Genomic DNA, 15,237 nt, shown 5'->3' with positions numbered 1-15,237 from the left:
CGCGCCCGGTCTCCCGGCCGCACCGGCCCCTACTTCGACAGAGAGCGCGCGATGATCGTGCGCTGGATCTCCGACGAGCCTTCGTAGATGCGGTAGATCCGCGCATCGCGAACGTAGCGTTCGAGCGGAAAGTCCCGGGTGAAGCCGTAGCCGCCGTGGATCTGCAGGGCTTCATCGGCGATGTACGCGGCCGCCTCGGAGGCGGCGAGCTTTGCCGTGGCCGAAGACCGGGTGAAATCGACCCCCGAATCGCGCTGTTCGGCGGCGTCCATCGTCAGCAGCCACGCCGACCGGTACTTCGTGTACATGTCCGCGAGCTTGAACGCGATGCCCTGCAGGCGGCCCAGCGGTTTCCCGCTGATCTTGCGCTCGCCCGCCCAATCCACGGCGGCGTCGAGAGCGGCCTTGCCGATTCCCAGGCTCATCGCCGCGACCTCGATGCGACCACGGTCGAGCACGCGCATCGCCGTGGTGAAGCCCTCGCCTGCGTTCCCGAGGAGGGCATCCTCGGGAACGACCGTGTCGATGACGAATTCGAAGACCGGGCTGCCGCGCAGGCCCATCGTCTTCTCCGGGGGATTGAAATCCAGCCCCGCCGAGGCGGCCGCGGTGTCGACGATGAATGCGCTGATGCCCTTGTGGCCGGCATCGACGTCGGTCTTCGCATAGACGATGATGAAGTCCGCGAAGCCGGCGTTGGTGATGAAGCACTTCGTGCCCTTGAGATGCCAACCACCGTCGACCCGTGTGGCCTTCGTCGACATCTCCGCCGGGTTCGAACCGGCACCCGGCTCGGTGAGCCCGAAAGCGCCGATGACCTCGCCGGCAGCGGCACGTGGCAGCCACGCTTCGCGTTGGGCATCGGTGCCGCCGAGGAGGATCGAGTCGGTGGCGAGGAACTGCGCGGTGACGATCGACGCGGTCGATGCGCACGCCTCGGTGATGGCGGCGACCATCTGGCTCATCGCCACCGAACCGACGCCGGGCCCGCCGAATTCCTCGGGCAGGTTGAGCCCCATGACCCCCACCTCGGCGAGGGTCTTCAGGGTTTCGTCGGAGACGCGTTCGTTCGCGTCGGCGGCCGCGGCCTGTGGGACGAGGACGTCCTTGCTGATCGAGACGACGGCGTCGACGAGTTCCTGTTCATCGGCGGTGATGTCGAAGGCCATAAGAGTGCTCCTTTGCAATGGGGATCGGTTCGATGGAATTGGACGGGGTCCCGACCAGGAGGATCGGGGAATCCTGACTGAGAGGCCAGGGGATTCGTGCGGAGTGCGCCGCCTCGGCGAGGTTGAGGCCAGCCGGTCAGGTCAGGGTGCGTCGGTGGGTGCGGCGAAGTCGGCGTTGTGTTCGCCGAGGCGGGGCGCCGGAAGCGTGGACGCGGGGCGGGCGCCGTCGACGAGGAGCGGGTGGCCGAGGAAGGCGTGCCCGGACCGGGGATCGGTGGCAGTGAGATCGCGATCGGAGCCGATGGGGCCGGTGAGCGCCTCGGCGAAATCGAGGACGGGAGAGTTCGGGATTCCGGCGGCATCGAAGATCCCGCACAGCTCGCTCACGGTGCGCCCGGTGGTGAATTCTTCGATCTCGATGCGCAGAGCCTCGTCGTTGTCCGACCGATGAGCGTCGGTGGCGAAGCGCGGGTCGGTGGCCAGCTCCGGCTTGCCGAGGGTGGCGGCCAGGGTGGCGAAGAGTCGGTCGTTGGCCACGGCGATGACGAGGAGTCCGTCGGCGGCGCGATAGGTGTCGAACGGTGCCGAAACGGGGTGGCGGTTGCCGACCCGGGTGGGGGCGGATCCGGCGGAGTGGAGGGAAGCGTTCGTCGGCTGCATGGCGAGCATGACGTCGAGCATCGGAATGTCGATATGGGCGCCCTCGCCGGTCGTCTGGCGGTGGAAGAGCGCCGAGGCGATGCCGAAGGCGGCGAAGACTCCGGCGGAGACGTCGGCGATGGATTCGCCGACTCGGGTGGGGGAGCCGTCGGGGAAGCCGGTCGAGGCCATGAGGCCGCTCAGGGCCTGGATGACCGTGTCGTAGGCGGGGCGTTCGGCTTGGGCGCCGTGCTGTCCGAAGCCGGAGATCGACGCGTAGACGATATCGGGTTTGACGGCCTTGAGGTCCTCATAGGACAGGCCGAGCTTCGCGGCGACGCCGGGCCGGAAGTTCTCGACGACGACATCGCAGCTCGCGATGAGATCGAGCAGTCGAGCGTGGTCTTCCGGGTCCTTGAGATCGGCCTCGATCGAGCGCTTTCCGCGGTTGAGTCCGGTGAAGTAAGTCGACCCGGAATCTGTGAAGGGTCCGAGATGTCGGGAATCGTCCCCGTGGCCGGGCATCTCGATCTTGATGACCTCGGCGCCCTGATCGGCGAGCATCGCCGTGGCGTAGGGACCGGCGAGGACCCGGGAGAAATCGGCGACCCGAACCCCGGTCAGCAGCTGCTTCGTTGCGTTCATGTTCCTCATCCTCGGCGCTGACCTGGGCGAAGACAACGGGGTCTCCGCGGATTTTGTCCGAGGTGTCGGACTGGATCGAGCGCTGACGGGCGGTCCGTCCCTGGGGTGGCCGGAGTCGGCATGAAGGGCCGCCCGCGACAGATGCGGACGGTCCTTCACTCGGCCTGGGGTGAGCTGCTGGCTCCTCGAGTCGATCAGCCTCAGGCGAGGCCGTCCTGTCAGGCGACGCGTTCGAAGACGGCTGCCATGCCCTGACCGCCGCCGATGCACATGGTCTCGAGGCCGTAGCGCGATTCGCGGCGATCCATCTCGCGCAGCAGGGTGGCGAGGATGCGCCCACCGGTGGCGCCGACCGGGTGGCCCAAGGAGATGCCCGAGCCGTTGACGTTGAGACGCTCGGCGAAGTCGGATTCGGACAGCTTCCATTCGGTCGTGCAGGCGAGCACCTGCGCCGCGAATGCCTCGTTGAGTTCGATGAGGTCGATATCGCCGAGTTCGAGACCCGCCTGCTGCAGTGCCTTCGCAGTCGCGGGGACCGGGCCGATGCCCATCGTCTTCGGCGGCACTCCGGCCACCGCCCAGCTGCGCATGCGGGCGAAGACCCGCAGACCGAGCTCGGCGGCCTTGGCTGCGGTGGTGACGATGCACAGCGCGGCACCATCGTTCTGACCCGAGGCATTGCCGGCGGTCACCGTGGCCTCATCGTCGGACTTCCCGAGCATCGGCTTGAGCTTCGCGAGCTTCTCGACCGTCGATCCGGGACGGATGTGCTCGTCGGTCGTGATGACCTGTTCGGGGGTCTTCCTGGTGGCCGGCAGCGTGATCGGCACGATCTCCTCGGCGAACTTCCCTTCTTCCGTCGCCGAGGCGGCCCGACGATGCGATTCAACGGCGTAGGCGTCCTGGTCCTCCCGCGAGATCTTGTACTCCCGACGCAGGTTCTCCGCGGTTTCGATCATTCCTCCGGGCACCGGGTAATCGTTGCCGCCGGCGGTGAGGCGGCCGCGGACGAGACCGTCCTTGAGTTCGATGTTGCCGCCCTTGACGCCCCACCGGATCTCCTCGTTGAAGAACGGTGCGCGGCTCATCGACTCGACGCCGCCGGCAACGACGAGGTCGGCGAAACCGGCTGAGATCATCGCGTGGGCGTCGGCGATCGCCTGCAGGCCGGAGCCGCAGCGACGGTCGACCTGGCGGCCGGGAACGGTGATCGGCAGTCCCGCATTGAGGGCGACGACGCGGCCGATCGCCGGAGTCTCCATGTGCGGATAGCAGTTGCCGAGGATGACATCCTCAATGGCCTCGCCCGGCAGGTTGGTCTTCTCCAGCAGAGCTGCGAGGACCTGTCGGCCGAGCTCCTCATGCGGAACGTTATTGAACTGTCCGCCGAATCCGCCCACGGGGGAGCGGAGAGGTTCGCAGATGACGATGTCTTCGGACACAGAGTCTCCCTTTGGGTTGTGATCGAGCCGTCCTGCTGCGGCGGTGAGGCATCGATCCCTTCGGCATCACTGCCGATGCTGATATCAATACATTCTGATTTATGAACATATCCGAATAGATCGCGAGAGACAAGAGGTCATCTCAATGAATGGGCATCCGACGCCCCGATGGCGGATGTGCCGACGGCGGACGCGTGCGCGGTGAACGATGGTGGGGTCGGTTGCGTGGGCGGCGGGTGTGGAGGTTTTCCGAACGGCGGTGAGACCGGCCGAGCTCAGCGGACTGTCGGCAGGACCGCCTCGGCGACATCGAGGACCGTGCTCAGGGCTGCGTCCTGTTGGTCGAGGCGGTATGCGAGGTGAAGCTGGGTAGCTTCGTTCGGGAGATCGAGCGGCACGGCGGTGATCCGCGAGTCGTAGCCGGCGGCGACGGAGTCGAACGTGATCGTCACACCCATTCCGGCGGCCACGAGCGCAGAGATCGACTGCGAATCGGGGGCCTCCTGGACCGTGCGCGGGCTGAACCCGGCATCGAGGCACAGGCGCATGGCGGTCTCGCGCAGGTTCGAATTCGGGCGCGCGGGCAGGAGGACGAAAGGCTCATCGGCGAGCTCTGCGACGTCGATCTTCTTCCGATTCGCCAGGCGATGTGAACTCGGCAAGGCGACACATGGGCGCTCGATCGCCACTGGGCGACCCGCGATGAGCGGAGGCCGCCGACGCCAGCGGACCAGCGCGAGGTCGAGAGTGCCGTCCATGATCCTCTCGAGGCCTTCGTCGGCATAGACCGTCGACTCGAGGTGGAAGGCGATGCCCGGATTGCGTTCGTGCGAGGCTGCCACGAGGGTGGCGGCGAGGTCCCGGGAGGATGGATGCGAGTAGCCGAAGCGCACGCGTCCGACCTCGCCGCTGGAGGAGCGGTGGACGGATTCGATGGCGGCCTGCTGGGTGGCGAGCATGTGTTTGGCCGGTTCGAGCAGAGCCTCACCGGCGGGGGAGAGGCTGACCGAGCGCGTCGTGCGTTGGAACAGTGAGGCGCCGAGTTCGGTCTCCAGGGAGCGGATGGTGCGGCTCAGCGGGGGCTGGGCCATGCCGAGGCGTTCGGCGGCGCGGCCGAAGTGGAGTTCCTCGGCGACGGCGACGAAGGCGCGGATCTGCTGCAGCTCCACTGTGTTCTCCTGTATCAGGCGGTCCGGGCGAATGTCTTAATTATTGCATGAATTGACAATAATCACAGAGATATTTTGCGGATTTCGGTAATTGCTATAGCCTGCGAACCATGCACAGTGACACAGTCGTCAGTCTGCCTGAGGCCATCGAACGCTACGTCGAGGACGGGGCCACGGTGGCGCTCGAGGGGTTCTCCCACCTTATCCCGTTCGCCGCCGGACACGAGATCATCCGACAGGGAATCTCCGGACTCACCTTCTGCCGGCTCACCCCCGATCTTCTCAGCGACATGATGATCGCCGCCGACTGCGTCGATCGCCTTGTCTGCTCCTTCTTCGCCTCCGGTTCGGCCGGCAGCCTCTACGAGGTGCGGCGCCGCATCGAATCGGCCGACTCGCGGCCGCTTGCGGTCGAGGAGTACTCGCACCACGCGATGACCCTGCGCTATCACGCCGGTGCCGCTCGCCTGCCTTTTGCCCCGATCGCCTCGTTCGTCGGCTCCGACATCCCCGGCATCAACCCGGACATCCGCTCCGTCGTCGACCCGTATTCGGGCAAGAAGACGTACGTCGTGCCGCCGCTCAACCCCGATGTCACGATCATCCACGCCCAGCGCGCCGACCGTCATGGCAACGTCCAGATCTGGGGCATCACCGGCACTCAGCAGGAAGCCGTCTACGCGGCCGACCATGTCATCGTCACCGTCGAGGAAATCGTCGACGACGAGGTCGTCCGCTCCGACCCGAACCGCACTCTCATCCCGGCTCACGCCGTCGACGCGGTGTGCGAGGTGCGAACCGGGGCGCACCCGTCCTATGTGCAGGGCTCTTACGATCGCGACAATGCCTTCTATCGCGAATGGACCGCGATCTCGAAGGACCCCGCCCGGCTGCAGGAGTGGCTCGACGTCCATGTGCGCAGGACCCGCGACCATGCCGAATACCTCGAATCGATCGGTCACGATCGTCTCCGCGGTCTGCTCGTGGATCCGCGCCCCTCGGGCGTGGTCGATTACGGACGCCGTACGCAACCGAGCGAAGGGAGCCTGAAGTGAGCACCGCCTCGGCGAAGGACTTCACCGAAACCGAACTCATCGTCTGTGCGGCTGCGAAGATGCTCGTCCGCAGCCGCACCGTCTTCGCCGGCGTCGGGCTGCCCACTCTGGCCGTCGACCTCGCCCACCGCACGGTGAATCCGAACATCCAGCTCATCTACGAATCCGGGGTCGCCGGCGCGCACCCCGAATCGATGGCCGAAGGCATCGCGGACTCCGTCGTCGTCTCCGGCGCCGAGGCGGTCGTCAATATGCATGCCCTCTTCGGCTACGTTCTCCAAGGTGGGAACGTCGATGTGGGATTCCTCGGCGCGGCTCAGGTGGACCGGTTCGGTTCGCTCAACACCACCGTCATCGGCGACTGGGAATCTCCGAAAGTGCGCCTGCCCGGTTCGGGCGGCGCCGCCGACATCATGGCCAATGCCGGAGAGGTCTTCGTCGTCCTCCGCCGCCATGACCCGGCCGCCTTCCCCGCCGAACTCGACTTCGTCACCTCGGCCTCGCCCGTGCGCGCGGCGGCGCAGCCGGACTTCATCCAACCGCGCGGATTCGGTGTCTCCACCGTCATCACCCCGCTGGGGATCCTGCGGCGGCGTGAGCGCCTCGGCGAGCTCGAACTCAGCGAGGTCCACCCGGGAGTGACCGTCGCGCAGGTGCAGGAAGCGACCGGCTGGGACCTCGCCGTCGCCGAGGATGTCACGCAGACCCAGGCGCCGACGGCCGAAGAAGTGCGCCTGCTCCGTGACGAGATCGACACGGTCCGCCTCTACCTGCGCTGAGGCTGGGGCGGGTGCGGGAGTCGGCAGAGGTTGGCCGGCCGGCCGTAGCCCCGCTGCGCCAGCCCGAGGGCACCAGCGCCACGGCACTGTCTACGACGAATAGCACATGTTGCAACTAGTGCTATTGGTCGTAAACAGGGCTGCTGGCGCTATTTGGTGGAAGAAGTCGGGGACGCAGTTCTGCGACCACACAACGTGATGCGGCCCCAGTCCAATAGGAACTCGGAGCCGCACCGTCGTAAAAGCCGAGGCCTAGGGGGTGACGGGAGCGCGCGCCGGTGCGGGTTCGGAACCCGCTCCTGTGGCGTCGGCCGCCGACACGGAATGGCTCGTGCCGACCGCGTCCGCGGAGTCGGCGGCCGGCGTGGAACCGGCGGCCGGTGCGGAACCGGCGGCCGGCTTGGAACCGGTCGCACCAGGCGCGCCCGTCGGGTCGGCGTCGCGCTCGGCCTTCTCGGCGGCGAGAGCTGCGGCGAACTCCTCCTCGTCGGCGGCCTCGGCCCTCGAGTTCTCGCTGGCCGTCCAGCCGGTCTTGTTGAGCAGGATGAGCGTGCAGACGAGGGAGACGAGTGCATAGCCTGCGCTGAGGATCGCCACAGGAACGATGGAACCCGAGCTCGTGTACATCCACTGTGCGGCCGCAGCGGTGCCGCCTCCGACGGTCATCGAACACAGCTGGTAGGCCAGCGAGATGCCCGTGTACCGGACCCGCGTGGGGAACGCCCGGGCGATGATGCCGCCGATGCCGGCGTAGAACAGCGAGTGCGGAACAGTCGCAGCGGCCATGGCTGCCAGCGCGATGCCGGGATGGCCCAATTCGATCGCGAAGAACATGAGCGGCATCAGGACGAACTCCGGCAGGATGATCCAGAAGATCGCCTTGCGCATGTCCTTGACCCGGTCGAGGATGATCGCGCCGAAGGGCTGGACGATGAACTGCACCACGAGCGCGAGCGTGACGACGGCGAGGAACGTCGACGAGCTGTACGCCCAAGAGTGAGAGGTGTCCGTGGCCCAGGCCGTGGCGAACGTCGTCTTGAGGTAGGTGACCTGGATGAGCGGCAGCGCACCGGCGCCGAGGAGGATGAGCACCCAGTGCTTCCTGATCGCCTCGAAGGCGGGAACCTTGGCGACGGCGTCCTTCTTCTTCACGACCTTCATGTTCTCCGGCTCTTCGAGCTTGAGGCGGATGACGAGGCCGATGACGATGAGGAAGATCGAGGCGAGGAACGCGATCCTCCAGCCGTAGAGGAGGAACTGCGGAGTCGGCAGCAGCGCGAGGAGGAAGAACATGCCCGAGGAGATGAGATTTCCTGCCGGTGATCCCTGCTGGGCGAAGGCCGAGTAGAGGACTCCCTTGCCCTTCGGGGCGTTCTCGCTGGCGATGAGCACGGATCCGCCCCATTCGCCGCCGACCGCGATGCCCTGCAGGATGCGCAGGCAGGTGAGGATGATCGGAGCGGCGATGCCGATGGTCGCATATCCGGGCAGCAGTCCGACGAGGAACGATGCCGCGCCCATCAGCACGAGCGTGACGACGAGGGTCTTCTTCCGGCCGTATTTGTCACCGAAGTGACCGAAGATGATGCCGCCGAGCGGACGAGCGAGGAAGCCCGCCCACAGCGTGACGAAGGAGAGCAGAGTGCCGACGCCGGCAGGCAGGGTGTCAGGGAAGAAGACATGCCCGAAAACCAGCGCCGAGGCGGTGCCGTAGATGTAGAAGTCGTACCACTCGATGGTGGTTCCGATGAATGATGCGATTCCGGCTTTGCGAGCGCGTTTCGCGGTGTTGACCGAATCAGACATGCGATTCCTCTCAGGTGGAGCGTCATTGCGCCGACCGATGCCAGGCGTCTCTGACGTGGCATGGGTGCTCGTTCACCGTAAGTTGCCCTTGTAGGCCACGCAAACACTTTTTGGTTATGTCGTCATAACCTAGAGTGATGCTATAGCTGAGTTCCCTTATGTTCTGCGGCTTACCGGGCCGTAAGACGCGAGGAGAGAATTTCTGCTGATACTGGCACAGGTAGTCGAGCAACGGATTGTTGCGCGATGCGTATCAGAGTGCGGTCATGCCCTCGCCGAGGCGGCTGTGCCCACGCGTCAAGCGAAGCGGATGCGCTCGCTCGCCGTTGCGGTGCCGGGCGGGGCGAGGCCGCCCGGTTCCAGCCGGGCCGGAGTGTCCGTGCGGCGAGGCTCGGTTCCTCAGTCGGCGACCGGGTCGGCGAGTGATTCCGAGGCGATGACGAGGTCGAGGGCGAGGTCGCCGATGAGTGTCGACTGATCCTCCCGGCGGACGGTGATCCACGCCTGCGGGGCATTCGGGCGAGTGCCGACCCGAGTGAAGATCAGTCGCTCATCGCCGTGGTAGCTGCGGGCCACCGGTGAGGGGACGAGCGAGACGCCGAGTCCGTGGGCGACCATCTCGACGGCGGCCGACCAGCTGGCTGTCCGATGGTGGATCTGCGGTTCGAAGCCGTGCGTGCGGCAGATGCCGACGACGGTGTCGTGATAGATCGGGGACGCGCTCTTGCGGAAGATGACGAACGGGGAATCGACCGCCTCGGCGATGGTGGTGATCGGTGAGCCCGCTGGAGCGCACAGCCAGAACGATTCCCGGGCAGCCGGAGTGCAGACGACGCCGGGATGTTGGAGGGGCATGTGTCCGCAGGCGATGTCGATGTCGTGGCCGAGCAGCATGTCCGACTGCGCCGCCGAGGTGGCTTCCTCTGTGGTGACGAGGATGTCCGGGTGCGCTGCGGAGAAGTCCGTGATCGTCTGCGGCAGGCCGCGATGGAGGAAGGTGGCCACTGTGCCGATCGAGATCGACGTCGGCGCCCCCGTGTTCACGGCCGCCGCATATTCGTTGAAACGGTGGGCGGCTCCGACGGCGGACTTCGCATAGGGCAGCAGCGCCTCTCCGGCGGCGGTCAGCTTCGTCACGGGACTGCGGTGGAACAGCGGTTTGCCGACGAAGTCCTCGAGTCTCTTGAGTTCGGCGCTCAGCGCCGGCTGTGAGATGTTCACCGCGTCGGCGGCGAGCTGGAACTTGCCGTGCTCTGCCAAGGCGATGAAGTACTGGAGGCGCTTGAGACTCGGTTCAGCCATAACCGAAGATTATCAGGGATAAGAGAAATATCTTTGTCAGCCCCAGGTTCTCGGGCATACGGTCGAAGAAACCATCAAAGGAGATTATCTTGCGTGAGACTGCTTCGTCGCCCGATACGACCATGACCCCCGTTCCGGACAGCTACGGCATCGACCGCTTCGCCGACGACCGGTCGCTGAAGGACCTCCTTCCGCTCTACCTCGACGAGAAGCTGCTCGCGCACCTCCGGCCGGTGTTCGAGGACCTCGGGCCCCGCCTCGGCGGAGAGCTCGACGACCTCGCTCACGATGCCGACGTCAATCCTCCGGTGCTCAAGCACCGCACCCGCAACGGTGCCGATCAGCAGTCGGTCGAGATCCATCCGGCCTACCGTCGCCTGCAGGAAGTCGCCTTCGGCGAACTCGGGCTGGCCGCAATGAGCCACCGGCCCGGTGTCCTCGATTGGGACGAACCGATGCCGCCGATCGTCAAATACCTCCTCGTCTACCTGTTCACGCAGGCGGAATTCGGGCTGCTGTGCCCGGTGAACATGACCGACTCGCTCACCCGCACCCTGCGCAAGTACGGTTCACCCGAACTCGTCGAGCGCTTCATCGGCGGACTGACGAGCACCGATGTCGACACCCTGACCCAGGGCGCGATGTTCATGACCGAACAGGACGCCGGCTCCGACGTCGGCCGGGCGACGACCACGGCCGTCGACAACGGCGACGGCACCTGGGCGCTGACCGGTGAGAAGTGGTTCTGCTCGAACGCCGACGCCGAACTCGCCATGGTCCTCGCCCGCCCCGAGGGTGCACAGCCCGGAATCAAAGGCATCGGACTCTTCCTCTTACCGCGCACTCTTGAGGACGGTTCGCCGAACTCCATGCGCATCGTCCGTCTTAAGGACAAGCTCGGCACCCGGTCGATGCCCAGCGGCGAGATGAGCCTGCAGGGAGCGACGGCCTACCTCGTCGGCGATATCGGACGCGGATTCGTGCAGATGGCCGATATGGTCAACTCCTCTCGCCTGTCCAACGCCGTGCGCGCGGCCGGCCTCATGCGGCGGGCCTTCGGCGAGTCGAAGTTCATCTGCCGCAATCGCGAAGCCTTCGGTTCGACGTTGAGCAAGCTGCCCCTGCAGCGTCGCCAGCTCGCGAAGATCATGACGACCACGGAACAGGCGCTGTCGATCTCCCTGCACACGGCGGAGGTCTTCGCCCGGGCCGATGCCGGTGATGCCGAAGCCGCCTCGGTGCTGCGCATCCTCACTCCGCTCATCAAGTTCCGGGCCACCCGCGACGCCCGCAAGGTCACCGCGGACGCGATGGAGATCCGCGGCGGAGTCGGCTACATCGAGGAGTACGGTGACGCCCGCGTCTTCCGCGACTCCCAGCTCGGATCGATCTGGGAGGGCACCTCGAACATCGTCGCCCTCGACGTCATCCGCGCCGCTCACCGGGCGGGAACGCTCAAACCGCTGTTCCTGCACCTGGAGACGCTCATCGCCGAGGCGGCCGACCTCCCGGCCGCGTTCCGCAGCCAGATCCAATCGCTGAGCTCGACGCTGCTGCACGCGCTCGAGTCCACGCCCGAAGGTGTTGAGCAGGCACGGGTGCGTCAGCTCGCGACCGCGACCTACAACCTCGTGTGCGCGTCCATCATGGCCTCGGAAGGCGCGCGGATCGGAGACAGCCGCGGCGACTGGTCGCGCATCGTCATCGCCGCACTGGTGCTGCGCCACAAGCTGATGCCGCAGAACCCGCTCGTCCCGGTCGTCGAAGACGACGCCGTACTGGACGCCCTCATCGACGGTGCCGGCATGGGCCGGGACGAAGCGTTCGCGGCTGTTGAGGACATCCTCGGCGAAGGTGGAGCAGGAGAGCCCTCCGACGATGGAACTGCGCGTTCCGGAGGGAGCGGGCAGTGAGCGCGGGAGCACTCTCCGGAATCACGGTCATCGATCTCTCGCGTATCCTCGGCGGGCCCTATTGCACGCAGATCCTGGCCGATCACGGTGCCGAGGTCATCAAGGTCGAACCTCCGGCCGGCGATGATACGCGCAACTGGGGGCCGCCGTTCGTGGCGCCGGAAGTGTCGAGCTACTTCGCCGGGATCAACCGGAACAAGCGGATGATCACCCTTGACCTGCGCACCGAGGAGGGGCAGGAGGCGCTGCACGGGCTGCTGGCCGGGGCCGATGTGCTCGTCGAGAATTTCAAGACCGGGACCCTGGCGAAGTGGGGGCTTGACCCGGTGTCGGACATTCCGGACCGCTACCCGCACCTCGTGCACGCGTCCATCACCGGTTTCGGCGATGACGGTCCGCTGGGCGGGCGGCCCGGGTACGACGCGATCATCCAGGCGATGTCGGGTCTGATGTCGGTCAACGGGGATGAGTCGACCGGGCCGATGCGCATCGGCATGCCCGCCGTCGACATGGTCACCGGGCTCAACGCGGCCATCGGCGTGCTCATGTCGCTGCAGGAGCGGGTGACCAGCGGGCGCGGTCAGCGGGTCGAGACGACGCTGTTCGACTGCGGGATCTCCGTCATGCATCCGCACCTGCCGAATTTCTTCGGCGGTGGGGCCGTGCCGAAGTTGTCCGGCAACGACCATCCGAACATCGCCCCGTATTCGGCGTTCGCGACCGGGGCCGGGCAGGTATTCATCACCGCCGGAAACGACGCGCAGTTCGCTAAGCTCGTCGACCACCTCGGTGCTCCGGGGCTCGCCGAGGACCCGCGGTTCGTCGATAATGCCGCGCGTCTGGGAAACAGGGATGCGCTGCGGGTCGAACTCGAAGCTCTCATGGTTTCGACGTCGGCAGAGGCGCTGTCCGAGGAGCTCATGAGCATCGGCGTGCCCGCCGGTCCGATCCTCGATGCCGCTGAGGTGGTCGAACACCCGCATACCGCGCACCGCGAGATGGTCGTGGAGATGGGCGACGGCTACCGCGGGGTGGCCTCGCCGATCAAGCTCGCCCGGACTCCGGCCAGCTACCGGATCTCGCCGGTGCAGCGGGTTGCGGAGGTCGCCGGCGGGGACGATGGCGAAGGGCAGTATGGCGCGGAGGTCGAAGGGCACCCGCACGCGGTGGCCCGGAATCAGCCGTTCGAGGACTTCGCAGCAGCATCGTCCCGCGACCGGGCAGCCTCAGCGGCGCGGTAGTCTCCCGGCTCGAGGAAGCGCGAGGCGATGCAGCCGAACAGGATTCCCCAGAAGGCCGCATGGATGTTGAACGGGTCGAACTCGGCGATCGTGACGACGAAGGTCACCAGTGCCCCGAACGTGAAACGAGTGGAGAACGCGGAGACGAACGCCTGCCGCAGAGCTCCCAGCATCGCCATTCCCCCGAGAGCGAGGATGTAGGCCTCGGGCGTGCCGAGCATGAAGCGCGTGACGAGCGGGGAGAACAGGGCAGCAATGAAGCAGAGGAACGAATAGACGACCGCTGCCGAGTACTGGCGCTTCGGTTCTCCGGAGGACGTGAGCAGGGCGTTCGTCGGTCCCGTCAGGCAGGCGGAGACCGCGCCGAAGCAGGCATTGACCACCGACATGATTCCCGAGGTCACCGCCGAGGCATTGACCGGAGTGGCATGTCCGGCGTGGCGCAGCACGGCCTCGCCCTGCCCGTTCTGGACGACCAGGACGGTCAATGTCAGCGGGACGACGAGTTCGAGTTGGGCCGCCCACGTGAACTCGGGAGTCGTGAAGACCGGGTGGGCGAGGACGGGGCCGCCCGATGACAGGTCCAGCTGTCCGAGGGCGACGACGGCGAGGAATCCGACGATGAGTGCGCCCAGGACGGGCGGCATGAACCGAGCCAGTCCGGGCAGCGCTGTGAGGGCGATGAACGCGGCGATCATCGGAACGACGATCGCCGGTGTCGCCTGCCCCGAGGTGACGATGTCGGTGCCGAAGCGCAGGAACAGCGCTGCCACCATGGCCATGACGATCGGCGGCGGAATGGCTGCCATCGCCTTTCTGACCAGGCCGCTCATGCCCAGGGCCAAGGTCAGTATGCCGGCGACGAAGAACGCGCCGACCACCTCGCCGAAGCTCAGGTGCTGCAGCGATGGGCCGAGCAGAACGGTGCCAGGAATCGACCAGGCGAAACCCAGGGGGCGCCGGTAGATCAGTGACATGACCAGCGTGGCCAAGCCCGCCGAGAGGAAGATCCCGAAGACCCATGACGACAGCTGGGCATCGCTGAGGCCGCCCGCCAGTCCCACAGCCATCGTCACCGCGATGGGTCCGGTGATGCCGAAGATCAGGCCGACGAGGGCATTCAGGCAGAATTCGACGCTGATGTCGCGCCGAAATTCCCTCCATCGAGGCATCCGAGTGCCAGGTCGCTCGAGCAGCGGTTCGCGTCGTGTCGAGGCGGCATGGTCAGCAGCCGATCTCGCCGAGGCGGTCCCGCTCTGGGACTCACCCACCGGGGCTATTCGCTGGTTCTCGTGCATGCAGTGGTCCTCAGGTCCAGCGCGGCAGGGTCGGGAGGTCGGGCAGCTCTGCGGCGGATTCGATCTCCCCGGGATGCCCCCACGCCAGCCACTGCACGAGGTCCTCGCGGTCGCCGGTGACGATCTGACCGTCCTCGCCGATCTCCCAGCGGTCGCCTTCGGTCGTGTCGATGATGAGGTTCGGAGCCGCCTCTGCGATCCGCAGTCTGCGGATGAGCGTCTCCAAGGCATCGAGCGCGGAGTCCGGATCGGCCTCCTCGATGGTCCATGCGGTGCCGAGGGAATCGTGGGCGATGACGATCTCACCGATCCGCTGGCTCACGACTTCGCCCGGGCTCAGCCGGAGCCCGCGGTAGTCCACGGTCTCGTCGGCGGGTATTCGGCTCAGGTGACCCGCCGCAGCGGTGAACGCCAGATGACAGCGCCGGAAACCGGTGCGGACATCCTCGACGGCATCGTCGTCGGCCGCGGTCGGCAGTCCGAGTGATTCTTCGATGAGGCGGGAGAGCTCGAAACCGCCCTCGACGATCCGCGAGAGCACGACATGACGGCTGTGTCCGTCAGCGGTGGTCTTCTCCATCAGGTCGTCGGCGAGCATGGTGATGACGGTGTCCATCATCTCCGTTTCGCGGCCGAGCCGAGCGAGATCCGAATAGAGCTGTTCGATGCGTTCCACAGGTGCGGTCCTTTCCTCAACGCTGAGAGATCACCGGTCACCCTAGCTGCGCGAGGTCCGCAGCCGGCACCCCGAGAACCCCAGTCCTCACCCCCTGGGTCAT

Annotated in this window: 12 protein-coding genes; 4 read left to right on the top strand and 8 right to left on the bottom strand. The window is 66.4% G+C overall.

The genetic code is table 11. The features are described 5' to 3' along the window. Positions 1-29 precede the first annotated feature (29 nt). From ACU4IU_RS07265 to ACU4IU_RS07250, 4 genes are all read right to left on the bottom strand, one after another. Positions 30-1,169, bottom strand: a complete 1,140-nt coding sequence (locus ACU4IU_RS07265) for an acyl-CoA dehydrogenase family protein (RefSeq protein WP_139469454.1) — start codon at positions 1,167-1,169, stop codon at positions 30-32. 141 nt (positions 1,170-1,310) lie between these two features. After that, positions 1,311-2,453 carry a CaiB/BaiF CoA transferase family protein gene (locus ACU4IU_RS07260; RefSeq protein ID WP_446656305.1) on the bottom strand — a complete coding sequence of 381 codons (1,143 nt, stop codon included), beginning with the start codon at positions 2,451-2,453 and terminating at the stop codon, positions 1,311-1,313. A 218-nt stretch (positions 2,454-2,671) separates the two neighbouring features. Further along, a complete protein-coding gene (locus ACU4IU_RS07255) occupies positions 2,672-3,895 on the bottom strand; it encodes an acetyl-CoA C-acetyltransferase (protein WP_446656304.1) in 1,224 nt (407 codons plus the stop codon). Between the two features lie 275 nt (positions 3,896-4,170). Next, positions 4,171-5,064, bottom strand: a complete 894-nt coding sequence (locus ACU4IU_RS07250) for a LysR family transcriptional regulator (RefSeq protein ID WP_181271317.1) — start codon at positions 5,062-5,064, stop codon at positions 4,171-4,173. 110 nt (positions 5,065-5,174) lie between these two features. On the opposite strand from ACU4IU_RS07250, the gene ACU4IU_RS07245 reads away from it, so the two are divergent. Together ACU4IU_RS07245 and ACU4IU_RS07240 are read left to right on the top strand one after the other, a co-directional pair. Then, the gene (locus tag ACU4IU_RS07245; RefSeq protein WP_446656303.1) at positions 5,175-6,119 is read left to right on the top strand and encodes a CoA transferase subunit A; all 945 of its coding nucleotides are present in this window, start codon (positions 5,175-5,177) and stop codon (positions 6,117-6,119) included. Continuing rightward, complete coding sequence (locus ACU4IU_RS07240; RefSeq protein WP_446656302.1) at positions 6,116-6,898, top strand: CoA-transferase subunit beta; 783 nt, start codon at positions 6,116-6,118, stop codon at positions 6,896-6,898. The genes ACU4IU_RS07245 and ACU4IU_RS07240 overlap by 4 nt, the downstream gene beginning before the upstream one ends. Positions 6,899-7,150: 252 nt before the next feature. Here ACU4IU_RS07240 and ACU4IU_RS07235 read toward each other — a convergent pair whose 3' ends face one another. Both ACU4IU_RS07235 and ACU4IU_RS07230 read right to left on the bottom strand, forming a co-directional pair. Beyond that, positions 7,151-8,704, bottom strand: a complete 1,554-nt coding sequence (locus tag ACU4IU_RS07235) for an MFS transporter (RefSeq protein WP_446656301.1) — start codon at positions 8,702-8,704, stop codon at positions 7,151-7,153. 399 nt (positions 8,705-9,103) lie between these two features. Then, the gene (locus tag ACU4IU_RS07230) at positions 9,104-10,006 is read right to left on the bottom strand and encodes a LysR family transcriptional regulator (RefSeq protein ID WP_139906688.1); all 903 of its coding nucleotides are present in this window, start codon (positions 10,004-10,006) and stop codon (positions 9,104-9,106) included. An 89-nt stretch (positions 10,007-10,095) separates the two neighbouring features. Here ACU4IU_RS07230 and ACU4IU_RS07225 point away from each other — a divergent pair, with 89 nt between their 5' ends. Continuing rightward, positions 10,096-11,919, top strand: a complete 1,824-nt coding sequence (locus ACU4IU_RS07225; RefSeq protein ID WP_446656300.1) for an acyl-CoA dehydrogenase family protein — start codon at positions 10,096-10,098, stop codon at positions 11,917-11,919. After that, entirely contained in the window at positions 11,916-13,160 is a 1,245-nt protein-coding gene (locus ACU4IU_RS07220; protein WP_446656299.1) for a CaiB/BaiF CoA transferase family protein, read from the top strand. The genes ACU4IU_RS07225 and ACU4IU_RS07220 overlap by 4 nt, the downstream gene beginning before the upstream one ends. On the opposite strand, the gene ACU4IU_RS07215 is transcribed toward ACU4IU_RS07220, so the two are convergent. Continuing rightward, on the bottom strand, positions 13,097-14,458 hold the full coding sequence (locus ACU4IU_RS07215) for a benzoate/H(+) symporter BenE family transporter (protein WP_259358314.1): 1,362 nt from the start codon (positions 14,456-14,458) through the stop codon (positions 13,097-13,099). The genes ACU4IU_RS07220 and ACU4IU_RS07215 overlap by 64 nt on opposite strands. A 10-nt stretch (positions 14,459-14,468) precedes the next feature. Next, positions 14,469-15,134, bottom strand: a complete 666-nt coding sequence (locus ACU4IU_RS07210) for a hypothetical protein (protein WP_259358315.1) — start codon at positions 15,132-15,134, stop codon at positions 14,469-14,471. Positions 15,135-15,237 lie beyond the last annotated feature (103 nt).

The organism is Brevibacterium sp. CSND-B09, assembly GCF_052906525.1.
Note: the sequence above shows the minus strand (reverse complement) of the source record. Positions and strands in the feature narration are given on the sequence as shown.

Bases quoted from the DNA above. Each gene is read 5' to 3' on its own strand.
- ACU4IU_RS07265 (WP_139469454.1), bottom strand. From the start codon at position 1,169: ATGGCCTTCGACATCACCGCCGATGAACAGGAACTCGTCGACGCCGTC.
- ACU4IU_RS07260 (WP_446656305.1), bottom strand. From the start codon at position 2,453: ATGAACGCAACGAAGCAGCTGCTGACCGGGGTTCGGGTCGCCGATTTC.
- ACU4IU_RS07245 (WP_446656303.1), top strand. From the start codon at position 5,175: ATGCACAGTGACACAGTCGTCAGTCTGCCTGAGGCCATCGAACGCTAC.
- ACU4IU_RS07235 (WP_446656301.1), bottom strand. From the start codon at position 8,704: ATGTCTGATTCGGTCAACACCGCGAAACGCGCTCGCAAAGCCGGAATC.
- ACU4IU_RS07230 (WP_139906688.1), bottom strand. From the start codon at position 10,006: ATGGCTGAACCGAGTCTCAAGCGCCTCCAGTACTTCATCGCCTTGGCA.
- ACU4IU_RS07215 (WP_259358314.1), bottom strand. From the start codon at position 14,458: ATGCACGAGAACCAGCGAATAGCCCCGGTGGGTGAGTCCCAGAGCGGG.